Raw genomic sequence first — 23,032 nt, 5'->3', positions numbered from 1 at the left:
ACCCCGGGAAGGCGCAACCGCGCCCGCCCCGCCAGAACCTCGGGCAATAACCACAACGCAGCAAACACCAAGGGCGAGCCAACTCGGCTCGCCCTTGGTGGCTCACCCAGAACACACATCAACTATTGCTGGAGCGCTTGCGTGTGTTGGTTTTAGCCGCCACCGGCGCAGCCTGCGGCGGTGCCGACGGCTGCGGCTCGTCGGGCGAGCCCTCGCCCTTGCCATAGCCCGGCATGCCAAAACCGGTAAACAGGTTTTTGGCGCGATCCTGCAGCTGCTGCTGCATGTCGACAAACAGGTTGGTGCTGCTTTCCAGATAGTTGCCCATCATGCTCTGCAACGCCGGCCCCTGGAACTTCATGAAGTCGCCCCACAGATTGGCGTTGCCCAGCATCGGGTTATCCCCGCTGATTGCCGAGTTCGCCTGATCCTGCAAACGATGCTGCATGTCGGCAAACAGTTGCAGATTCTTCTCCAGATAATTGCCCATCAAGCCCTGCATGGCGTTGCCATAGAAGCGGATGATCTGCGTCAGCACGTCGTAACTGAACAGCGGCATACCGCCCGCCTCTTCGTCCATGATGATCTGCAAAAGCACGCTGCGGGTGATGTCGTCGCCGCTCTTGGCATCAACAACACGGAGATCAATACAGTCGAGCACCAGCTGCTTGACATCGGCCAGCGTGATGTAGCTGCTGGTCGCGGTATCGTACAAACGGCGGTTCGGGTATTTCTTGATGACGCGCTTTTCTTCGGCACTCATGCCTACTCCCTTTGGATCTGCAGCTTGATGGCTGCATTGTAGATCGCCGCCGCCCATCGGCCCGCATTGGTCGTTGTTGCAGCGCACAAAAAATGGGTTGACAAATGCCGGGGCCAATCCAAAAATGGACCTGATTGTGCAGGGCAGCAAATTTTAATTACTCAAACCAGCCCTGCCATCGAAATGCCAACCCATCTTCGAGGAAACCACCATGAGCCAAGCTCAACAACAGTTCGCCGATTTTGCCACCGAACACGTCGAAACTGCACTGCGTTTTGCCCGTATTTATCTGGATTCGGCCGAGCGCCTGACCAAACTGAATCTGGAAACCGCCAAGAATTCGCTGGAAGAAGGCGCCAAGCAGATCAAATCGCTCGCCGTCGTCAAGGATGCGCAAGAAGCCGTGGCCCTGCGCCAAAAGCAACTGGAAGCATCGGTTGACCATGCCGGCCAATATTCGCGCCAAGTGTACGAAATCACCTCGCAAGCACAAGCCGAGCTGACCAAGATCGCTGAAGAGCAATCGACCGCATTCAACAAGCAAGTTGTGTCGGGCCTGGATCGCTTCGTCAAGTCGGCACCGGCCGGCGCTGACGTCGCTGTTGCTGCGGTAAAGTCGACCGTACAAGCTACCGCCGCCGCCGTTGACAGCCTGACCAAGGCCGCCAAGCAAGTTGCCGATTTCGCCGATGCTTCGGTGAAAGCCGCAACAACTGCAACTGCTGATGCAGTGAAGACCGCAGCCAAGAAGACCGCCGCCGCAGGTAATGCAGCAGCTTAAGTAACAGCGGATCCAGAAAAAAAGGGCGCCTGCAAGGCGCCCTTTTTCTTGATCGTTTTTACCCAAACAACAAGGGCGCCCTGAGGCGCCCTTGTTGTTTAATTGCGACGAGACCTGAAGGCCTCACCCCAATTTGTTTACTCTACACCTTCAGCCGGAGCGGCTGCGACCGGAGCAGCAAGCGCCGCCTCGTCGTTCAGCACGGCCTTGATCGACAGACGAACACGGCCCTTCTCATCTTGCTCAAGCGCCTTCACGCGCACGACTTGACCTTCTTTCAGGTAGTCGCTGACGTTCTTGATGCGCTCGTTGGCAATCTGGCTGATGTGCACCAGACCATCACGACCCGGCATGATCGACACGATCGCGCCGACGTTGTTGTCGAGAATCTTCACGACCGGACCTTCGTAGATCTTGCCGATTTCGACTTCGGCAGTGATCTCGCCGATGCGGCGCTTGGCTTCATCGGCACCTTCGGACGATACCGATGCAATCGTGATGGTGCCGTCTTCGGCGATGTCGATCTGCGTACCGGTTTCTTCGGTCAGTGCACGAATCACCGAACCACCCTTGCCGATCACGTCGCGGATTTTTTCCGGATTGATCTTCATGGTGTAAAGACGCGGTGCGTGTTGCGACACTTCGGTGTTCGCGCCAGCGACTTCGGCCTTCATGATGCCGAGGATGTGGGTACGGCCCACTTGAGCCTGATCCAGCGCCACCTTCATGATTTCCTTGGTGATGCCGGTGATCTTGATATCCATCTGCAGCGCGGTCACGCCGTTTTCGGTACCCGCAACCTTGAAGTCCATATCGCCGAGGTGATCTTCGTCGCCGAGGATGTCGGAGAGGACGGCAAAGCGGTTGCCTTCCTTGATCAGGCCCATCGCGATACCGGCAACGTGGTTCTTCAGCGGTACGCCGGCATCCATCAGCGCCAGGCAACCACCGCAGACCGACGCCATCGAGCTCGAACCGTTCGACTCGGTGATTTCCGACACCACACGCATGGTGTAGGCGAACTCTTCCTGAGTCGGCAGCACGGCCAGCAACGCGCGTTTGGCCAGACGGCCGTGACCGATTTCGCGGCGCTTCGGCGTACCGACACGGCCGGTTTCACCGGTCGAGTACGGCGGGAAGTTGTAATGCAGCATGAAGCGGTCGGTGTATTCACCGGCCAGCGCGTCGATCTTTTGTTCGTCGAGCTTGGTACCCAGCGTAGCAACGACCAGACCTTGCGTTTCACCACGGGTGAACAAGGACGAACCATGGGTGCGCGGCAGCACGCCGTTGCGAACGGTGATCGGACGCACGGTGCGGGTATCGCGGCCGTCGATACGCGGGTAACCGTCGAGGATCTGGTTACGCACGATCTTGGCTTCCATATCGTGGAAGATGCCACGAATCTGGTTGGCCGCAAGGGTATCGGTGCCTTCGTTGATCAGTGCAGCCTTGACCTTGTCCCACGCTTCGCCAATCTTGGCGCTACGCGCTTGCTTTTGGGCAATACGGAATGCCTGCTTGAGATCTTCACCGGCGATTTCGGCGACTTGAGCTTCCAGTGCCTCGTTCTTGACCGGTTCATTCCAGTCGAACAGCTCCGGATTGACTTCGTCGGCCAGCGCGTTGATCGCGTTGATCGCCTTTTGCAGTTCGTCGTGGCCAAAGACCACGGCGCCCAGCATGACTTCTTCCGACAATTCCTTGGCTTCGGATTCGACCATCAGCACCGCTTGTTCGGTACCGGCAACCACGAGGTCCAGTTGCGACGTCTTCAGCTCATCCTTGGTCGGATTGAGCAGGTACTGGCCATCGGCGTAACCGACGCGCGCGGCGCCGATCGGGCCGGCAAACGGCAGACCGGAAATAGCCAGTGCAGCCGAAGCACCGATCATCGCCGGGATGTCGGAGTCGATTTGCGGATCAAGCGACAACACGGTCGCAATGATCTGGATTTCATTGAAGAAACCTTCCGGGAACAGCGGGCGGATCGGACGATCGATCAGGCGGCTGGTCAGGATTTCCTTTTCCGAAGGGCGACCTTCGCGCTTGAAGAAACCGCCCGGGATCTTACCGGCGGCGTAGGTCCGCTCTTGGTAGTCGACCGTGAGCGGGAAGAAATCTTGGCCCGGCTTCACGCCCTTGGCGGCGACCACGGTCACGAGTACAACGGTGTCGTCCATCGACACCACAACGGCGCCGGAGGCCTGACGGGCGACTTCGCCCGTTTCCAGCGTAACGGTATGCTTGCCGTACTGGAACGATTTCGTAATTTTGTTGAACACAGATTTTCCTTGCAGTGGTTTTGCCTGCGGCAGAGGCAATCATTCCGCTGCGACAACGCCGCTCACCGGTCGGTCTACCCCGACCCGATGGTTGTCGCCGGCTTCGGCACATCCCAACTCACCGGCAGCAAAGCGCTGCCGGTCTTTCTCTCGCTCCGCTACCGAAACCGTAGTTGCGCAGAGCGAATGAATTCTGACCCTGAAAAAACAAAAAAGTCGCAGTTTTCAGGCTGCGACTTTTTTTGCTTGATTTACTTGCGCAGACCAAGTGCGGCGATCAAGCCGCGGTAGCTATCAGCATTGGTGCGCTTGAGGTAGTCCAGCAGACGACGGCGACGCGACACCATCTTCAGCAGACCACGACGCGAGTGGTGGTCTTTCTTGTTTTCTTTGAAGTGCGGGGTCAGGTCGTTGATGCGTGCGGTCAGCAGCGCAACTTGAACTTCCGGGGAACCGGTATCGCCTTCGGCACGTTGGTATTCTTTGACGATCTCGGCCTTCTGGCCAACGGTAACGGACATCTCAATACTCCATGAGGTGATTGGGCCAGGGCAACATGCCCCGCTCCCGACAAGCCCGACCGAGTTTTCACCCAATCGAGCTCCTTTCACTAGCCAGTGGCCAGCAGTCGTTTGGGTCGCAGCACACCATCGCACGCCACTTCACCCAAACCGATGAATCGAGCATTATCCCCATTTTCCGGGATAGCGTAAAGCCGGAACAAGCCCTCATCAGGCCAGCCGCCATCACGTTGAACGCTCATGCCATGCCGGATCCGCTCCATATCTGCAACATCCAGCGACAAACTCGGCATGTCCTGCACCAGCGTGTCGGCCGGCAGCAAGCACGCCTCGCGCTCTTCCAGGGACATCGCAATATACGCATCCAGCGACACGGTTTGCTCGATACCAAACCCGGCCGTTTTGGTACGACGCAGGCCGGTCAGGTATGCGCCACAACCGAGCACACGACCGATATCGTCGGCGAGGGTGCGGATATACGTCCCCTTGGAGCACAGCACGTCGATCACCAGCACGCCATCGGCAAAGCTTTCAAGCGTCAGCGAATAAATCGTGATCTTTCGCGCCGGGCGCTCGATTTCCACCCCTTGGCGCGCATATTCATACAAGGCCTTGCCCTGATGCTTGAGCGCCGAATACATCGGCGGCACCTGCTCGATCTCACCGGTAAATTGCGCCAATGCCGCGGTGATCAACGCCGGATCGGTCGGTGCAACGCCGCTGTCGCTGATCTCGCCCTCGCCATCAAGCGTTGTCGAGACCTGGCCGAGCTTGATCGTTGCACGATAACCCTTGTCGGCGTCGAGCATACGTTGCGCAAACTTGGTTGCCTCGCCAAAACACAGCGGCAACAACCCGGTCGCAAACGGATCGAGCACGCCGGTATGGCCGCCCTTTTCGGCAGACAACAACCAACGGCACTTCAGCAGCGCGGCATTACTGGTAATACCGAAGGGCTTGTCGAGCAGCAGCACGCCGTCGATCTTGCGCTTCGCCATCAGGCATCGCCCTCGTCATCCGGCGCCTTCGGCAGGCTCGCAGCCTGCGAAATCAGCGTATCGAGCTTGAAGCCCAGCTCGACCGAATGATCGTAGTGAAAATGCAGCTCAGGCATTTTGAAGAGTTTGAAACCACGCGACAGCTCGCTACGCAGAAAGCCTTTGGCTTGCTCCAGCTTGGTGGCAATCGCCTGTGCATCTTCAGGTGTACCCATGAAGGTGTAAAAAATTTTCGCGTGCGAATGATCGCGCGTCACTTCAACGTCGGTCACGGTAATCAGCGACGCCTTCGGGTGATCGAGCTCGCCGCGAATCAGCTCGGCGATATCGCGCTGCAACTGCTGCGCAATACGGTCGGAACGGGTGAATTGTCTAGCCATGTTTGGGTCTTCAATCGGCATCCGGCACGAGGTTGAGCCGGCCACCTAAAGCAAAAAAGACAAAAGGCGCAGGATCAACCTGCGCCTACCGGTGCAAGGAAAGAGGCTTGCACCTCGTTCCCCTCCCCTCACACCTCAACGCATTACAGCGTGCGTGCAATCTCGACGATTTCGAACACTTCGAGTTGATCGCCTTCCTGGATGTCGTTGTAGTTCTTGAGCTGCAGGCCACATTCGTAGCCGGCGCGCACTTCCTTGACGTCATCCTTGAAGCGCTTGAGCGTATCGAGCTCGCCCTGATGCACCACCACATTGCTGCGCAGCAGACGGACGCCTGCGCCACGCTTGACGATACCGTCGAGCACGTAGCAACCGGCAACCGAACCGACCTTGGAGATGACGAACACCTGACGGATTTCGACCATACCAATGATCTGTTCTTTTTTCTCCGGCGCCAGCATGCCCGACATTGCCGCTCTCACATCATCAACGATGTCATAGATGATGTTGTAGTAACGCAGGTCGACGCCTTCGGCTTCGGCCAGCTTGCGTGCAGCCGCATCGGCGCGGACGTTGAAACCAACGACCACCGCCTTGGAGGCCAACGCAAGGTTGATGTCCGACTCCGAGATACCACCAACACCCGAGTGCAGAATCTGCACGCGCACTTCGTCGGTCGACAGTTTGAGCAGCGAGCCGGCCAACGCTTCGGCCGAACCTTGCACGTCGGTCTTGATGATGATCGGCAGGTTTTGAACTTCGCCACCTTCGGCCATCTGCGCGAACATGTTTTCGAGCTTGGACGCTTGCTGACGCGCAAACTTGACGTCACGGAACTTGCCCTGACGGAACATGGCGATTTCGCGCGCCTTCTTCTCGTCAGCCAGCACCATCGCATCTTCGCCTGCCGACGGCACTTCCGACAGACCGAGAATCTCGACCGGAATCGACGGACCCGCTTCGGTGATCTGCTTGCCGGTTTCATCCAGCATGGCGCGAACACGGCCATACACACCGCCAGCAAGCACCACATCACCCTTACGCAAGGTGCCGGACTGAACCAGCATCGATGCCACGGCACCACGGCCCTTGTCCAGACGGGCTTCGATGATGATCCCCTTGGCAGGGCCATCAACCGGCGCGGTCAACTCCAGCACTTCAGCCTGCAGCAGAATCGCGTCAAGCAGAGCATCGATATTCGTGCCTTGCTTGGCCGAGACCTCGATGAACTGAGTATCACCACCCCAGTCTTCCGGCACGACGCCCTGAGCAACCAGTTCTTGACGAATCCGCTCGAGATTCGCGCCTTGCTTGTCGATCTTGTTCACGGCCACAACGATCGGCACGCCCGCAGCCTTGGCATGGTGAACAGCTTCAATCGTTTGCGGCATCACGCCATCGTCGGCAGCAACCACCAGCACCACGATATCGGTCGCCGAGGCACCACGAGCACGCATGGCGGTGAACGCCTCGTGACCCGGGGTATCAAGGAAGGTGATCATACCCTTGCCGGTTTCGACGTGATAAGCGCCGATATGCTGGGTGATACCACCCGCCTCGCCCACAGCAACCTTGGAGCGACGAATATAGTCGAGCAAGGATGTCTTACCATGATCGACGTGACCCATCACGGTCACAACCGGCGCACGCGGCGACAGCACATGCTCGGTCTTGTCTTCATCACCCAGATAGATATCCGGATCATCGAGCTTGGCCGCGTGCGGAACGTGGCCCATTTCCTCGACGATGATCATCGCGGTTTCTTGATCAAGAATCTGGTTGATGGTGACCATCATGCCCATCTTCATCAACGCCTTGACAACCTCGACCCCCTTCACCGCCATTCTGTGCGCCAAATCGGCCACGGAAATGGTTTCCGGCACGTCGACGTTATGCACAACCGGTTCGGTCGGAGCCTGGAAGGCGTGCGCGTTATCGCTATCTTGCTGATGCTGATTGCGACTATTGCGACCACCACCCTTCCTGCCGGACTTCCAGCCGCCGCCAGCGTCACCGCCGCGCGTCTTGATGCCCTTCTTGGCCTTGCCGTCATCCCACTTGCGCTTCTCGTCCTTTTTCTCGGGAGCAGGCGCAGCAGCAGGCTTGGCAGCAACGACAGGCACAACCTTGACCGGCTCCGGTTTGACCGGCTCCGGCGCGCGCAACGGCACATCCTTGGGCTTGCGCAACTCGACCCGCATACCGACCCGCGGACGCGACGGCGCTTCAGGCGCAGCCGCCTGAGGCGCTGCTGGCGCGGATGCTACCGGAGCGGCCTTCTTCTCGGCGACAACAGGCGCGGTCACGACAGCAGGCGCAACCGGCGGTACAACGGGTGCAATCACATCAGCAGCGGGTGTCGGCACAGCCTCAACCGCTTGAGCTGCGACATCGCGCAGCTCTTCCTTCGATGCATCGCCACCGTGCTTGGCACGCATTTCTGCAGCCTGGCGTTCGCGCAAGGCCGACTGGCGCTGGGCATCTGCTTCACGCGCAGCGCGTTCGGCATCATTGATCACCGGCGACGCAGCAGCAATGACCGGGGCGGCCGCTTCAACGCGCGGCGCAGGTGCGGGCACTGGCACTGCCGGGGCCTCGACCACGCGCTTCTTGCGCACCTCAACCTGAACGGTCTTAGTTTTTCCGCTCGAGTCCGTTTTACGGATTTCGGTCGTTTGCTTGCGCGTCACGGTAATTTTCGGATTATCGCCGCCACCGTGTTTCTTCTTCAGATGATCCAGCAAACGTGCCTTGTCATCTGCAGTCACCGCATCGGACTCGCCGGACTTGCTGACGCCTGCCGCGGTCAACTGCTCAAGCAGTTCTTGCGACGGCATTTTCAATTCTGCCGCGAACTCACTGACTTTTAATTCACTCATTCATTTCTCCCCGCCTCATGCGAACCAGTGCTCGCGGGCTTTCAAGATCAACTGCTTGGCCTCGTTCTCGCCGACACCGGTCATTTCTACGAGCTCGTCGACGGCCAGCTCCGCGAGGTCATCGCGGGTATGGACATCGTGCTCGGCGAGTACGGTAGCGAGTTCAGCGGTCATGCCTTCCAGATTCTTCAGGTCATCCGACTGATGCTCGAGCTTTTCTTCGCGGGCGATGGCCTGAGTGAGCAGTGCGTCGCGGGCACGCGAACGCAACTCGTTAACGGTGTCCTCATCGAACACCTCGATTTCCAACATTTCATTCAGCGGCACGTAGGCCACTTCTTCCAACGTATTGAACCCTTCCTGCACCAAAGCCTCGGCGACATCTTCGTCAATATCGAGTGCCTTCATGAAGTGTTCACGCACAACGGCAAACTCGGCTTCGTTTTTCTCTTCAGCCTGATTCACTGTCATGATGTTGATCTTCCAGCCCGTCAGCTCGGAAGCGAGCTTGACGTTCTGGCCACCACGACCGATGGCCATGGCGAGATTGTCTTCGTCAACAACCACATCCATCGAATGGTTGTCTTCGTCGACGACAATCGAATTCACTTCGGCCGGGCTCAGCGCGCCGATCACGAACTGGGCCGGATCTTCCGACCACAGAATGATGTCGACACGCTCACCGGCGATTTCATTGGTCACCGCATTGACGCGGGTGCCACGCACACCGATACATGTACCTTGCGGATCAACACGCGGATCGTTCGACTTGACCGCGATCTTGGCACGCATACCCGCATCACGGGCCACACCCTTCAGCTCGATCAGGCCGTTCTCGATCTCCGGCACTTCCAGCTCGAACAGCTTGGCCATGAACTCCGGCGCAGTACGGCTCAGCACCAGCATCGGGCCGCGACCAAGGCGATCGACGCGCAGCAGGAACGCTTTAACACGGTCGCCAACGCGCAGGTTTTCCTTCGGAATCATCTGATCGCGCGGCAGGATGGCTTCGAGCTTACCAAGCTCCATGATCGCGTTGCCGCGCTCAAGGCGTTTGATACTGCCCGAGACAATATGTTCGCGCCGTTCCAGAAAATCGTTGAGATTCTGTTCACGCTCGGCATCGCGGATCTTTTGCAAGATCACTTGCTTGGCGGCTTGCGCACCGATACGACCAAACTCGATCGGCTCGAGTTCGACTTCCCAGGTCTCGCCCAGCTGCAGCAGCGGGTCGTACTCGGGCGCATCGGTAATGGCGATCTGGCGCGACGGCTCTTCGTGATCGTTATCCTCGACCACGGTCCAGACACGGAAAGAGCGGTAATCACCGGTATCGCGATTGATATCGACGCGGATATCCACTTCGTCTTCGTACGTCTTTTTGGTAGCGGAAGCCAGCGCCATCTCCAGCGCGGTGAACACTACGTCTTTTTCGACATTTTTTTCGCGTGCCAGCGCATCCACCAGCAGCAGAATTTCTCGGCTCATCGTTTTCGATTCCCTCGGCAAGAGGCCCGCCTGCGGGCGTAATCCCGGATCAGAACTGCGGCTCTAGCCGCACCTTGTCAATTTGCGCCCACGGCAACACCAAACGCTCGCCATCGACATCAACCACGACCGCACCGTCTTCCAGACCGATGAGTGTGCCGAGCAGTTTCTTGCGTTTATCCGGCAGCGGCATGCGCAGCTTGAGCCGCACCTTTTCGCCAGCGAAGCGTGTGAAGTCTTCCGGCTTGGTCAACGGACGATCCAATCCCGGCGACGATACTTCCAGCCGCTCGTAGGCGATCTCCTCCACCAGGAAGAGACGGGTAAGGTGATTGCTGACGGTGACGCAATCGTCGACATTGATGCCGCCGGCTTTATCGATCAACACTCGCACCAGGCCGTTGCCCGCCAACTCCAGATCGACAAGCTCATAGCCGAGACCAGGGAGCGTGGCGTCCAGCACGCTTTGCACGTTCGCTGCCATAGATTCCTTTTCTGAAAAACAAAAAATGGGCTGCAAAAATGCGCCCATTCCCAAGCACTATCCCCGTATCTTGGGGACAACCCTCATTCTAACAGAAACAATTACTTGGCGAAACTATGCGCACAAGCGTCTTGTTCTAAACAGGCTTACAACCCTAGAGTGCACTGTAGAATCACAAGGAGAGGAACATGGAGCGTCCCTGGTTTGCCAGTTATTCGGCGAATGTCCCGCACGAAGTCAACATTCAAGAGTTCAGTTCGATCCCGGACGTCATCGCCAAAACGGTGGCTCGCTACCCCGACCGCGACGCCTTCATCAACATGGGGAAAGCGATCACCTATGCCGAACTCGATCGGCTTTCGAACGACTTTGCCGCATTTTTGCAACAAGATTTGAAGCTGGCACGCGGCGCACGCGTCGCGGTGATGATGCCCAACCTGCTGCAGTACCCGATCGCGATTTTCGGGATACTCAAAGCCGGCATGACCGTGGTGAACGTCAACCCGCTCTATACACCGCGCGAGCTCGAACACCAGCTGAAGGATGCCGGCGCCGAAGCCATCCTGATCCTGGCCAATTTTGCCCATACGCTGGAAACCGTCATCGCCAGGACGGCGGTCAAGCACACCATCGTGACCGAGATCGGCGACCTGCTGGGCTTTCCGAAACGACTACTGGTCAACGCCGTCGTCCGGCACGTCAAGAAAATGGTGCCGGCCTATTCACTCCCCGGCCACATCGGATTCAATGCCGCCATCAGCCGCGGCAGCACCCAAAAGCTGCAGCCGGCCACACTGAATCACGACGATCTGGCTTTTCTGCAATACACCGGCGGCACCACTGGCGTGGCCAAGGGCGCCATGCTGTCGCACGGCAATATCGTCGCCAACATGCAGCAAGCCCATGCGTGGATTCGCGAAGCAGTGAACGAAGGTAGCGAGCTGATCGTCACCGCGCTGCCGCTGTACCACATCTTCTGCCTGACCGCGAACTGCATGGTATTCACCAAGGTGGGCGCCACCAACCTGCTGATCACCAACCCGCGCGACATCCCCGGCTTCGTCAAGGAACTGGGTAAATACCCGGTCACCTGCATGACCGGCGTCAACACGCTATTCAATGCACTCGCCAACAACCCGGATTTCGCCAAGCTCGATTTTGGCACCTGGAAACTCGCACTGGGCGGCGGCATGGCCGTGCAGCACGCGGTGGCGGAGAAATGGAAAAAGATCACCGGCGTCCCGCTGATCGAAGCCTACGGACTGACCGAAACCTCACCGGCGGCAATGATCAATCCGATGAGCACCAGGGAATACAACGGCATGATCGGTCTGCCGGTACCATCGACCGACGCCGAGGTGCGCGATGATGACGGCAAGGTCCTTGGCGTCGGCGAAGCCGGCGAACTGTTCATCAAGGGCCCGCAGGTGATGCAGGGCTACTGGCAGCGCCCCGAAGAAACCGCAAAAGCCATTGGCCCGGACGGCTTTCTGGCCACCGGTGACGTCGCCGTCATGTCGCCCACCGGCTATTTCAAACTGGTTGATCGCAAGAAGGACATGATTCTGGTTTCGGGTTTCAATGTGTATCCGAACGAAATCGAAGATGTCGTCGCCGACCACCCGGGCGTGATGGAAGTGGCCTGCATCGGCATTCCCGACGACAAGTCCGGTGAGGCGGTGAAAGTATTCGTGGTAAGGAAAGATCCGGCGCTCACCGAGAACGACGTGCTCACCCACTGTCGCGCCAATCTCACGAATTACAAGATTCCACGCTTTGTTGAGTTCCGCGACCAACTACCCAAGTCAAATGTCGGTAAGATTCTGCGGCGAGAACTAAAACCCCAATAAACTCCTCACGCTGGCCGGGTGCCTGACAATGAATCTGTTGCCGTTTTTCAAGTTGATGGCTGAACGACAAGCCTCCGATCTTTTTCTATCGGCGGACTCGCCAATCGTCATCAAGATCAACGGTCAGTGTCATCCGGCCAATAATCAGGTGCTTGGCGCCGAACACGTCAAGCACCTGATTTACCAGCTGATGACCCCGGAGCAGATCAGCCGGTTCGAACAAGATTGGGAACTCAACTTCCGATTAACGCAACCCGGGCTTGGCAACTTCCGCATCAACGTATTTCGTACCCGTGGCTCGGCCGCCATGGTTGCCCGCTACATCCGCCCATGCGCCCGCAGCATCGACGAGCTGCAGCTGCCGCCGGTATTGCGTGAGCTGATCATGGAAAAGCGCGGCATCATCCTCGTCGTCGGTGCCACCGGCTCGGGCAAATCCTCGACCGTTTCGGCCATGCTCGAATACCGCAACGAACATCATCCGGGGCACATCCTCACCGTCGAGGAGCCGATCGAGCACCTCTACACCCACAAGAAGAGCCTGGTGAACCAGCGTGAAATCGGCATCGATACCCACGGTTACGCCGACGCGCTGAAAAACGCCATGCGCGAAGCGCCGGACGTATTGATGATCGGTGAAATCCGCGACCGCGAAACCATGAACTACGCACTGCAGTACGCCCAAGCCGGCCATCTGTGCATCTCAACGCTGCACGCCAACAACAGCTATCACTCGCTGTCACGGATTGTGAACTTTTTCCCGCAGGAAGCGCGCGAAGCGCTGCTGTATGACCTGTCGACCGCGCTCACGGCGATCATTTCGCAGCGTCTGGTGCGCAATCGCGACAGCCAGCTGATACCAGCGATCGAGGTCTTGCTGAACACCAACCGCATCGCCGAGCTGATCCGCAACGGCCAGCTCACCGAGATCAAGGAAGCGATGGAGCAAACCTTGAGCGAAGGCTCGCAAACCTTTGAACAGTCGCTCTATACGCTGTACCGCAGCGGTCAGATCGAACTCGACGAAGCCCTACGCAACGCCGACTCAGCAACCAACCTGTCCTGGATGGTCAACAACAGCCAGACCGTGCAGGAGCAGGAGGCGCGCAATGTGGAAAAGCCCGTCAGCACACCGGCCGAGCTGAACGTCGATTTCGATATCGAATTGCACTGAGCTGCGCAGCCCGCCCACACCTGACAACGGTGCTAACGGGCCCACCACTCAGGGCTTGGCGTAAAACAGGTAATCCGCCTGATAGCCGACCTGGCGCTTTTGGCCTGCGCTGGCTTGCGTACAAGGCTCGATCGGCGCGACACCACCCTTGGTGTTCAGGCGCTGAATAAAACTCACGCCCGCCATTTTTCCCGCACCGGTGGATGGGTTGGCCTTCACCAGCTGCAAGGGGATGTTGCCGGGTTGCGACGCTGGGCTGACCGCCACTTGGCTGCCGGTTACTTTCGAGCCGTCGTCGGCTTCCCAGGTCGGGCCGCCGTAATACTTGCCCACCACCTGGCGATCACGATCGTAGAGCACTGCCTTTGGCCCGGCAAACGCCCATTCAAACTGGCCCGCCATATCTTTCTTGGCACGACATTCATAAGTGATTTCGCCGACACCGGTTGTACTCATCACGAGTTTATCCGGCGAACTGACGCGAATCGACTCGGGCAACATCGCTTGTTGCACCATTTGCGGCGTTGAGCATGCGGCCAGCAAAGCGAGTACGGGACTAAGGCCAAACAAAATGTATTTCATGACGATCTCCGCTCCGGATCTGAAATGGGTCGAACCAAGCGCACCTGCACTTACGATCAAGCGTGGCGCATGGATGCCGCCTCGCCGGTCAAACTGACGGGCGGCAAACATGGGCAAGTCCGGATGCGCCGTTTAGAATTGCGCTTTTGCGCGACGAAACCGATATGACGCTCTACGGCATTCCGAACTGTGACACGGTTAAAAAAGCCCGCAACTGGCTCACGGAACACGGTCATGACTACGATTGGCATGACTATAAAAAGCAGGGCATCAGTGCCGAACGGCTTGCGGGCTGGATTGCACAAATCGGCTGGGAGCCGCTCGTCAACAAGGCCGGCACAAGCTGGCGCAAGCTCGACGACGCCAGCAAGGCGGCCGTGGTCGATGCCGCCTCGGCGATCGCACTGATGCAGGCCAATCCCTCGGTGATCAAGCGGCCGGTACTTGAGCGCAATGGTACGATCACCGTTGGATACAAACCCGAAACCTACGACGCGCTTTTCAGCCGCTGAGACCATGAACGACGCCACGCTAGACCTGACCCTGCAACTGATCCGCCAAGCATCAGTCACTCCCAACGACGCCGATTGCCAACAACTGATGGCCAGGCGCCTCGCCAAACTCGGCTTCCATATCGAGCCGATGCGCTTTGGCGACGTCGACAACCTGTGGGCGCGCTTTGGCAGCGCAGGCCCGGTGCTGGTGTTCGCCGGCCATACCGATGTGGTGCCGACCGGCCCGCTCGATCGCTGGCACTCGGATCCGTTTGCACCGGACATCCGTGATGGCCATTTGTTCGGGCGCGGCGCAGCCGACATGAAAGCGTCGCTGGCCGCCTTTGTCACCGCCACCGAAGCTTTTCTCGCCAAGCATCCGAACCCCAAAGGTTCGATTGCCTTCCTGATTACATCGGACGAAGAAGGCCCGGCGCACGACGGCACGGTGAAGGTCATTGAAGCGTTGAAGGCACGTGGCGAGGCCATTGATTACTGCATCGTCGGCGAACCCACCAGCGCCGAAGTCTTCGGGGACACCATCAAGAACGGCCGCCGCGGCTCGCTCTCGGGCCATCTGGTCGTGCACGGCATCCAGGGCCATATTGCCTATCCGCACCTGGCCAAGAATCCGATCCACCTGCTGGCGCCGGCGCTGGCCGAACTCGCCGCTACCGAGTGGGATCGCGGCAATGCCTACTTCCCGCCAACGACCTGGCAGGTATCGAATATCCACGGCGGCACCGGCGCAACCAACGTCATTCCGGGCACAGCCGAAGCGCTGTTCAATTTCCGCTTTTCGACCGAAAACACCGCCGAGACGCTCAAGCAGAAGGTGCACGCCATTCTCGATGCCTACGGTTTTGAGTACGAGCTGACCTGGAATTTGTCGGGCGAGCCCTTCCTGACCGATCACGGCGCCTTGATTGAGGCGATCAAGACCTCGGTTGCCGACGTCACCGGGCTGACGCCGCAACTCAACACCACCGGCGGCACCTCGGATGGCCGTTTTATCGCCAAGTATTGCCCGGAGGTGGTCGAGTTCGGGCCGATCAACAAGACGATCCACAAGCTGAACGAGTGCGTCGCCGTTGAAGACATCCCCAAGCTGTCGGCGATCTACGCCGGCGTGCTGGAACGACTACTGACCTGATTGTCTGTCTGATTGCTTGTTACGCTGGCTGCCACAGTGGCAGCCAGCCCTCGCCGCGAAACTCGGCCGCAACGCCGATCCCCGGCACGGCGATTAACGCATCATCGCAATACAGCAGCGGCGTCGTTTCACGCAGCCACGGCGGCACGCCGGCCTCCTGATACAGCAACTTGAGTGGTCGATTCGGGCCATCAATGCGCAGACGCAGGCGCTCCCCTCCCTGACGTGGTCGCAACTGCCAGCACCCTGCCTGCGCCTTGTCGCGACTGACGCCATCGGGCGCTGACTGCCAGACCAGCCTTCCAGCTCCGTTCTCGAACGCCAGCACCTCACCTGGAACCACATCGGCCACCGGCCCACCACCTGCTGCGACGACCCGATACAAGCGCCCCCGATAGCGACGGATCGTTTCGCCGCGCCAGCGTAATTGGGGCTGCGCATCGTCCGGCGAATCAAGCTGATTGATGAACGCCTCAAAGGCACGTGCATCGGCAACAATGCCCTGTGCGCTCAGCCAATGTCGCAGTGCATTACGACTGCGTCGCACGCCCAATCGTGCCGCCTCGGCCAGATCGAACCCGCCGCCAAGCACACACACCCCCAGATCCTGCTCGGCCAACTCCCCGAGCAAGGCTTCGGCTTCGGCCGCATGCCCCGCCAACCTTGCCAGAGAGGCATGCACGCCCGGATCGCGCAGCACCAGCCCTGGCAGAATCGCATGGCGCAGGAAATTGCGGGTGAAACGCTGGTCGTCATTGCTGTCGTCATCGACCCAGCTCAAACCCTGAACCTCGGCATATTCGGCCAATACGGATCGCGGCACATCGAGCAAGGGGCGCAGCAATGGCAGACCGCCGGGCAAGGGGCGCGACTCGGGCATCGCGGCCAAACCAGCCAGACCATTGCCACGCAAGGCATTCAGCAACACGGTTTCGGCCTGATCGTTCTGGTGATGAGCGAGGCAAAGGACATCGGCGTCAACGTGCTCGAACACGGCATAGCGGGCAGCCCGTGCCGCAGCTTCGACACCACCGGCACGGCGATCGACCGACACCCGCTCAACCCGACAAGGCACGGACAGACTCTCGGCAACCGCCACGGCCGCATCAGCCCACGCATCGGCGTGCACCGACAGGCCGTGATGAATGTGCATGGCCGAGAGTAAATACCCGTGCGATGCACGCAGTTGCACCAGGAGGTGCAAGAGCACAACCGAATCGAGCCCGCCGGAGAGGCCGACGCATAATCGCGCCGGTGCGGCGAGCCGATGGCGGGTGAGGCAATCGCCCACCCGCTCGGCCAGATTACTGAACCGGAACTTCCTTGAACTGGCCATAGCCCATCAGGCGCTCGAAACGGGTATCGAGCAGTGTATCGATCGGCTTGTCAGTCAGGTTCTTGAGGGCATCGGCGATGGCTTTTTTCATCGCCAGCATCATCTGCGCGTGATTGCGATGAGCGCCACCGACCGGCTCGGCAATGATCTTGTCGATCAGACCCAGTGTCTTCAAACGGCTGGCGGTAATACCCAGCGCCTCGGCAGCGTCTGGTGCTTTTTCGGCGGTTTTCCACAGAATGGATGCGCAACCTTCCGGAGAAATCACCGAATAGGTCGAGTATTGCAGCATCTGTACAACATCGCCGATGGCGATCGCCAACGCGCCACCCGAACCACCCTCACCGATCACGGTGGCGATAACGGGAACGCGCAACTTGGCCATCTCGAAGAGATTGCGGCCGATGGCCTCGGACTGGCCACGCTCTTCGGCGCCGATACCCGGATAAGCCCCCGGCGTATCAATGAAGGTAATCACCGGCAGACCAAATTTTTCGGCCAACTTCATCAGCCGCAAGGCCTTACGATACCCCTCAGGGCGCGGCATGCCGAAGTTGCGGTAGATCTTGTCTTTGGTATCGCGGCCTTTCTGATGACCAATCACCATGACAGACTGACCATTGAAGCGGGCCAGCCCACCCACAATGGCATGGTCATCGGCGAAGGAACGATCACCGTGCAGCTCTTCAAAGTCGGTGAAGATCGCGCCGAGATAATCCAGCGTATATGGGCGCTGCGGATGACGGGCCACTTGCGAAATCTGCCAAGGCGAAAGTTTGGCGTAGATACTCTTGGTGAGCTCCTGACTCTTCTTTTCCAGGTGACCGATTTCGACGGAAATGTCGACAGCGGAATCATCCTGAACGTAGCGCAGCTCTTCGATTTTGTTTTCGAGCTCAGCAATAGGCTGCTCGAAATCAAGAAAATTGGTTTTCATGCTTGCTCGGTTCTCCCCGCGGCGCGCACGCAGGCGCTAGCCCTGGGCCGGGTCAAAATTTCGCAACTATACAGCAAGCGCCGGCCGCCTTGAAGCGGCAGCACGCAGGCCGCAACAACGATGCGATCCAGCCTCAATCATAAGCGCCACAAACACGCACCGGGCGTTTTCCTGCCGCGCCTTGCCGCCTGGCGACGACGACTGGTTGCCAGATTCATTAAAGTTTCCTGGCCAAATGCCGATACAGCGCATAATCCGCATAGAAATCAGCCAAGGCGGTATCGCCCAGGCCACGAGGACCCACCATGAAAATCGACCCGTCTACCCGGGCGCCGGTAACGCAGCCACTGCGCAACACCGAACGCACCAGTCAGACCGGCAAAGCCGCACCGGCCGATGACCTCAGCGTCAGCATCAATCCGGCCGCTGCCGGACTGAGCCAGACCGAAGCAAGCGGCGCACCGTTCGACAGTGAGCGCGTTGCCAGCCTGCGCCAGGCGATTGCCGAAGGCCGCTTCAGCGTGCGTGCCGATGCGGTCGCCGACAAACTAATCGACAGCGTGAAGGAACTGCTCGGCCGTTGATGCGGTCTAGCCGATCATGAACAGCACACCAGACTGGGCCGCGCTGCTGGGCGCCGCCATTGATGCCTACAAGACCCTCGTCATGCTACTGCAGGACGAGCAGCAATGCCTGACCCACAACCAGCCCGATGCGCTGACCAATTTGCTTGCCGACAAGCAACGGGCCACCCTCGCGGCCGACGCAACCGGCAACGCGCTCAATAGCGCCTTCGCATCGCTCGGACTCGAAAACGGCCCGGCCATTGCCGAGTGGCTGTCCGCCAATCGTCCCGGTCTGCTTCCCGCCTGGCAGCAACTGCTTGAAAGCGTCCGCCAGGCCGCGCTGCTGAACCAGTGCAACGGCAGGCTCATCGATTCGCGCAAGCAGGCGCTCGATACCCTTGTGTATTCGCTTGCCGCCGGCCAAAACGACTCGCTCGGCTATTCACAGCAGGGCCAGCTGCAGGGCGGCATCAGCCGTCACATCGCCGACAAGGCCTGAGCCCACTCGCCCGCAGCCACTCAGTTGCCGCTGGCAAACACCGTCCGACCACCTTCAAAGCGGCTTGCAAAATAAGGCAAGTCCATTGATTCGACGCGAATCTTGCCGCGGCTCGACGGCGCATGCACGAACTTGCCGTCGCCCAGATAAATCCCCACGTGCGAGTACGGCCGGCCCAGCGTGTTGAAGAACACCAGATCACCGGCCTGCAGTTTCGATTCGTTCACCGGCCGCGTCCGCGAGGCGATATCCGCCGCGGTGCGCGGCAGCTCGACGCCCAGCGCATTTTTGTACACAAATCGTACCAAGCCACTGCAATCGAGCCCGGCTTCCGGGTTATTGCCACCGAACTGGTAGCCGACATCGAGCAAACCGAGCGAATACATCACCACTTCGCGCCCGTCGCCCTGCGCCTGAATATGCGCAAGACTGCGGTCTACCGGCTTCGGCTTGGCGGTTCGGGTTGGCGTGCTACTGCATGCGGCAAGCGCCAGCACCGCAAGCGCGAACATCCGGCACAACAGCAAGCGTGAACGAGGGGACAAAGCCATTGCGGCTCCCGCAGGCAGATTCAGACAGCCCGATCATGCGACCTTGATCGCGATGGGCGCAAGCGGACAATGTTACGTGTAACATCAACCCGTTCGCTCCCGGATACGCCGATGAACCGCCCCAAGCGCCCCACCCTGCAGGACGTCGCCAATCTGGTCGGCGTCACCAAAATGACGGTCAGCCGCTATCTGCGCGATCCGAACCAGGTGTCGGCAGCGTTGCGTGATTCGCTGCAACGAGCGGTTGAAGAGCTAGGCTATATCCCCAGCCGCGCGCCGGACATCCTGTCCAAGGCCCGTAGTCATGCGATCGGCGTACTCCTGCCGTCGATTTCCAACCAGGTGTTTTCCGCGCTGATTCGCGGCGTCGAATCGGTCACCGAGCCTGCCGGCTATCAAACGCTGTATGCCCACTTCGGCTATGACGCACTGATCGAGGAAGCCCGTGTGGCGATGCTGCTGTCGTTTCACGTCGATGGCCTCATCCTCTCCGAATCCCACCATACCGAGCGCACGCGACGGATGATCCAGATCGCGGGCATACCGGTCGTCGAAGTAATGGAAACACCGGACAAGCCGATCGATCTGGCCGTCGGGCTCGATCACACCGCGGCGGCAAGGGACATGACCGAAGCGATGATCGCCAGCGGCAAGCGGCACATCGTTTATCTCGCGGCCCGGCTCGACAGCCGCACCCACCAGCGGCTTGCCGGCTACCGGCAGGCCATGGGCGCTGCGGGCTTGAGCGCGCACGTGGTTGAAACCGAGGCGCCGTCGACCTTCACCCTCGGCGGCAAGCTCGCCGATGACGCGCTCAATCGCCACCCCGAGCTGGACGGGCTGTTCTGCACCAACGACGACGTGGCTGCGGGCGCGATGCTGGCCTGCCAGCAACGCGGCCTGCGCATCCCCGACGATATCGCCATTGCCGGCTACAACGCGCTGAACATCGGCATGGCACTGTCACCGCAACTCGCCAGCGTGGTCACGCCGCGCGAAGCCATCGGCCGCATCGCCGCCGAGCGTCTGCTCGGACGCTTGGCGGGCAAAGACTACCCCGACCGGGTCGTCGATCTGGGCTATACGCTGGCGCTGGGCGGCAGCGTTGCCGCGGCAAACCGCGCCTGACAGCGCGCAGCGCCGCACCGAGAAAAAGCCCCGCACACGGCGGGGCTTTTTTCATGCCGCATTCCGGACCGCAGCCAGCGTACGCGCCAGTACCGTCTCGAAATCACCATCGACCGACACGTGCAACACGTCGGATTCGTCCTCGCCCGGCACCTCAAGCGCGTCAAACTGGCTCTGCAGCATGCCGGCCTTCTGATAATGCCCCTGCCGCGCCTTCATCCGCTCGAGAATCAGCGCGTAGCTGCCTTCCATGAATACGAAGACAAGCTTGTTGTTGTCCCGGCGAATGCGGTCACGGTATTTGCGCTTCAGCGCCGAACAGACGATGACACCGGTTTCGTTTTTGCTGTCGATGCTGAATACCGCGTCGTTGATCCGCTCCAGCCACGGCGCACGATCGTCGTCGTTCAGCGGCGTGCCGCCGCCCATCTTGACGATGTTGGCGCGCGGATGCAGATCGTCGCCATCGATGAACTTGGCGCCGACCGCCTGCGCCAGCGCAACGCCGATACTCGACTTGCCACTGCTCGACACCCCCATCACCACGTAACTCTTCCCGGACATCTATCGTTCTCCTGTTTGTATTGAATGGGCGCCCCAGCGACTACGGATTTTTGCGCTAGCTCAGATCGGCTTCACATTTTGGTTTACCGCAATAGGCACGCTTCTGGGCTTGTTGATACGATGTTACCGGTAACAAAAACCAAAAAACAAGCAAGCACGCTGATAAACGCAATCGGAGTCGATCTATGTCAGATTTAACGTTGATTTTGACCGCAGTGGGATCCATCGTCCTGCTGCTGGTCCTGGTCATGAAAGTACGCCTGCACGCGCTGGTGGCGCTGATCCTGGTATCGATGGTTGCCGGCATCGCCGCGGGGATGAATCCCGCCAAGATCGCCGACACCATCCAGAAAGGCATGGGCGGCACGCTCGGCTTTGTCGCCACCGTGGTCGCACTGGGCGCGATGTTCGGCAAGATGATGGAAGCCACCGGCGCACTCGACCGCATCGCGCTGACGCTACTGGGCAAGTTCGGCGAGAAGCGCGCGCACTGGGCGGTGTCCGTCACCGGGCTGGTCTGTGCGCTGCCGCTGTTTTTCGACGTTGCGGTCGTGCTGCTGATCGGTGTGGTGTTCGCGCTGGTTCGTCGCGGCGGCGGCAGCGTGGTCAAGCTGGGCGTCGCACTGTTCGCCGGTATCGCTGCCTGCCAGGCCTTCCTGATCCCGGCGCCGCCACCGATTCTGGTCGCGTCGCAACTGAACGCCGATTTCGGCTGGATGATCGTCCTCGGCCTTGCTGCGGCCATCCCTGCGATGATCCTTGCCGGCCCGATCTACGGCAGCTTCATCTCCAAATATGTTGAAGTGCCACTGCCGCCGCACGCGCAGGAAAGCCATCTGGGCGAGAACAAGGGCGAACTGCCGTCATTCAGCCTCGCGCTGGGTCTGGTGATCCTGCCATTGCTGCTGGTCGGCCTGAAAACCATTGCCGCCCGCTTTGTCGAAGTCGATTCCGATATTTACAACTGGCTGCAGTTTATCGGCCATCCGTTTACCGCCATCCTGTTCGCCTGCCTCTCGGCGTTCTACCTGCTGGGCGTCAAACGCGGCATGAGCCGTGACCAGATCATGAAGATCTGCTCGGCCGCGCTCGAACCAGCCGGCATCATCATTCTGGTGACCGGTGCCGGCGGCGTGTTCAAGCAGGTACTGGTGGATTCCGGCGTCGGTGGCGCGCTCGGCAATATGCTCGCCGGTGCCGGGCTGCCGGTGACGGTACTGGCGTTCACGCTGGCCGCAGCGGTCCGGGTGATCCAGGGTTCGGCCACCGTCGCGATGCTCACCGCTTGCGGCCTGCTGCTGCCAATGATCGAGCACATGAATCTGAACGGCGCCCAACTTGCCGCCGTGACCATCGCCATTGGCGGCGGCGCGGTGGTGCTGTCGCACGTCAACGATTCGGGCTTCTGGCTGGCCAACCGCTATCTGGGCATGACCGAAAAACAGACGCTGCAAACCTGGACGGTGATGGAAAGCATCATCGGCGTCACCGGTGGCGTGGTCGCCACCGTGGCGATGATGTTCCTGTAAGAGAACGTCCCCTCCTTGATCAAAACCCCGCCCCGGCGGGGTTTTTCATTGTCGCTGGCCGCCAGCACGGCGACAATGCCTGCCTTCGCC

22 protein-coding genes are annotated in these 23,032 nt (G+C 59.6%); 9 read left to right on the top strand and 13 right to left on the bottom strand.

From position 1 onward, the window contains the following. Window positions 1-118: 118 nt before the first annotated feature. Complete coding sequence (gene phaR / locus JLC71_RS04420) at window positions 119-763, bottom strand: polyhydroxyalkanoate synthesis repressor PhaR (protein WP_200917456.1); 645 nt, start codon at window positions 761-763, stop codon at window positions 119-121. Window positions 764-974: 211 nt separating this feature from the next. Between phaR and JLC71_RS04415 the strand changes: the two genes are divergently transcribed. Beyond that, window positions 975-1,544: a phasin family protein gene (locus JLC71_RS04415; protein ID WP_200917455.1), complete on the top strand. Its 570-nt coding sequence runs from the start codon at window positions 975-977 to the stop codon at window positions 1,542-1,544. A 137-nt stretch (window positions 1,545-1,681) separates the two neighbouring features. Here JLC71_RS04415 and pnp read toward each other — a convergent pair whose 3' ends face one another. The 7 genes from pnp to rimP all read right to left on the bottom strand — a co-directional run bounded on the left by pnp (window position 1,682) and on the right by rimP (window position 10,579). Beyond that, the gene (gene pnp, locus JLC71_RS04410) at window positions 1,682-3,829 is read right to left on the bottom strand and encodes a polyribonucleotide nucleotidyltransferase (protein ID WP_200917454.1); all 2,148 of its coding nucleotides are present in this window, start codon (window positions 3,827-3,829) and stop codon (window positions 1,682-1,684) included. 251 nt (window positions 3,830-4,080) lie between these two features. Then, window positions 4,081-4,350 carry a 30S ribosomal protein S15 gene (rpsO, locus tag JLC71_RS04405; protein WP_200917453.1) on the bottom strand — a complete coding sequence of 90 codons (270 nt, stop codon included), beginning with the start codon at window positions 4,348-4,350 and terminating at the stop codon, window positions 4,081-4,083. A gap of 89 nt (window positions 4,351-4,439) precedes the next feature. Beyond that, window positions 4,440-5,348, bottom strand: a complete 909-nt coding sequence (gene truB / locus JLC71_RS04400) for a tRNA pseudouridine(55) synthase TruB (RefSeq protein WP_200917452.1) — start codon at window positions 5,346-5,348, stop codon at window positions 4,440-4,442. Further along, window positions 5,348-5,728, bottom strand: coding sequence for a 30S ribosome-binding factor RbfA (gene rbfA, locus JLC71_RS04395; protein ID WP_200917451.1), 381 nt, complete (start codon window positions 5,726-5,728; stop codon window positions 5,348-5,350). Before rbfA ends, truB begins: the two co-directional genes overlap by 1 nt. 143 nt (window positions 5,729-5,871) lie before the next feature. Continuing rightward, the gene (gene infB, locus JLC71_RS04390) at window positions 5,872-8,607 is read right to left on the bottom strand and encodes a translation initiation factor IF-2 (protein ID WP_200917450.1); all 2,736 of its coding nucleotides are present in this window, start codon (window positions 8,605-8,607) and stop codon (window positions 5,872-5,874) included. Between the two features lie 15 nt (window positions 8,608-8,622). Continuing rightward, window positions 8,623-10,095 carry a transcription termination factor NusA gene (gene nusA, locus JLC71_RS04385; protein ID WP_200917449.1) on the bottom strand — a complete coding sequence of 491 codons (1,473 nt, stop codon included), beginning with the start codon at window positions 10,093-10,095 and terminating at the stop codon, window positions 8,623-8,625. 49 nt (window positions 10,096-10,144) lie between these two features. Beyond that, complete coding sequence (gene rimP / locus JLC71_RS04380) at window positions 10,145-10,579, bottom strand: ribosome maturation factor RimP (protein WP_200918255.1); 435 nt, start codon at window positions 10,577-10,579, stop codon at window positions 10,145-10,147. Between the two features lie 188 nt (window positions 10,580-10,767). Between rimP and JLC71_RS04375 the strand changes: the two genes are divergently transcribed. Next, window positions 10,768-12,429 (top strand): long-chain-fatty-acid--CoA ligase, encoded by a 1,662-nt coding sequence (locus JLC71_RS04375; RefSeq protein WP_200917448.1) that lies wholly within the window; start codon window positions 10,768-10,770, stop codon window positions 12,427-12,429. Window positions 12,430-12,457: 28 nt separating this feature from the next. Then, entirely contained in the window at window positions 12,458-13,603 is a 1,146-nt protein-coding gene (locus tag JLC71_RS04370) for a PilT/PilU family type 4a pilus ATPase (RefSeq protein WP_200917447.1), read from the top strand. Window positions 13,604-13,651: 48 nt separating this feature from the next. On the opposite strand, the gene JLC71_RS04365 is transcribed toward JLC71_RS04370, so the two are convergent. Further along, window positions 13,652-14,296 (bottom strand): DUF3455 domain-containing protein, encoded by a 645-nt coding sequence (locus JLC71_RS04365; protein WP_236250975.1) that lies wholly within the window; start codon window positions 14,294-14,296, stop codon window positions 13,652-13,654. 53 nt (window positions 14,297-14,349) lie between these two features. On the opposite strand from JLC71_RS04365, the gene JLC71_RS04360 reads away from it, so the two are divergent. Further along, window positions 14,350-14,697, top strand: a complete 348-nt coding sequence (locus JLC71_RS04360; RefSeq protein WP_200918253.1) for an ArsC family reductase — start codon at window positions 14,350-14,352, stop codon at window positions 14,695-14,697. 4 nt (window positions 14,698-14,701) lie between these two features. Then, on the top strand, window positions 14,702-15,832 hold the full coding sequence (gene dapE / locus JLC71_RS04355; protein ID WP_200917446.1) for a succinyl-diaminopimelate desuccinylase: 1,131 nt from the start codon (window positions 14,702-14,704) through the stop codon (window positions 15,830-15,832). A gap of 19 nt (window positions 15,833-15,851) precedes the next feature. Here the strand turns inward: dapE and tilS are convergent, their stop codons facing one another. Both tilS and JLC71_RS04345 read right to left on the bottom strand, forming a co-directional pair. Further along, window positions 15,852-17,168: a tRNA lysidine(34) synthetase TilS gene (tilS, locus tag JLC71_RS04350; protein WP_200917445.1), complete on the bottom strand. Its 1,317-nt coding sequence runs from the start codon at window positions 17,166-17,168 to the stop codon at window positions 15,852-15,854. After that, window positions 17,137-18,105, bottom strand: a complete 969-nt coding sequence (locus JLC71_RS04345; protein WP_200917444.1) for an acetyl-CoA carboxylase carboxyltransferase subunit alpha — start codon at window positions 18,103-18,105, stop codon at window positions 17,137-17,139. The genes tilS and JLC71_RS04345 overlap by 32 nt, the downstream gene beginning before the upstream one ends. 305 nt (window positions 18,106-18,410) lie before the next feature. On the opposite strand from JLC71_RS04345, the gene flgM reads away from it, so the two are divergent. Together flgM and JLC71_RS04335 are read left to right on the top strand one after the other, a co-directional pair. Further along, entirely contained in the window at window positions 18,411-18,689 is a 279-nt protein-coding gene (flgM, locus tag JLC71_RS04340) for a flagellar biosynthesis anti-sigma factor FlgM (protein ID WP_200917443.1), read from the top strand. A gap of 16 nt (window positions 18,690-18,705) precedes the next feature. Further along, complete coding sequence (locus JLC71_RS04335) at window positions 18,706-19,170, top strand: flagella synthesis protein FlgN (protein WP_200917442.1); 465 nt, start codon at window positions 18,706-18,708, stop codon at window positions 19,168-19,170. A 20-nt stretch (window positions 19,171-19,190) separates the two neighbouring features. Here the strand turns inward: JLC71_RS04335 and JLC71_RS04330 are convergent, their stop codons facing one another. Further along, on the bottom strand, window positions 19,191-19,721 hold the full coding sequence (locus tag JLC71_RS04330; protein ID WP_200917441.1) for a C40 family peptidase: 531 nt from the start codon (window positions 19,719-19,721) through the stop codon (window positions 19,191-19,193). A gap of 111 nt (window positions 19,722-19,832) precedes the next feature. Between JLC71_RS04330 and JLC71_RS04325 the strand changes: the two genes are divergently transcribed. Beyond that, entirely contained in the window at window positions 19,833-20,849 is a 1,017-nt protein-coding gene (locus JLC71_RS04325) for a substrate-binding domain-containing protein (protein WP_200917440.1), read from the top strand. A gap of 51 nt (window positions 20,850-20,900) precedes the next feature. Here the strand turns inward: JLC71_RS04325 and JLC71_RS04320 are convergent, their stop codons facing one another. Next, the gene (locus JLC71_RS04320) at window positions 20,901-21,413 is read right to left on the bottom strand and encodes a gluconokinase (protein ID WP_200917439.1); all 513 of its coding nucleotides are present in this window, start codon (window positions 21,411-21,413) and stop codon (window positions 20,901-20,903) included. 185 nt (window positions 21,414-21,598) lie between these two features. Here JLC71_RS04320 and gntU point away from each other — a divergent pair, with 185 nt between their 5' ends. Further along, window positions 21,599-22,942: a gluconate transporter gene (gene gntU, locus JLC71_RS04315; RefSeq protein WP_236250974.1), complete on the top strand. Its 1,344-nt coding sequence runs from the start codon at window positions 21,599-21,601 to the stop codon at window positions 22,940-22,942. Window positions 22,943-23,032: the final 90 nt, after the last annotated feature.

Source organism: Jeongeupia sp. HS-3, from assembly GCF_015140455.1.
GTDB lineage: Bacteria > Pseudomonadota > Gammaproteobacteria > Burkholderiales > Chitinibacteraceae > Jeongeupia.
Note: the sequence above shows the minus strand (reverse complement) of the source record. Positions and strands in the feature narration are given on the sequence as shown.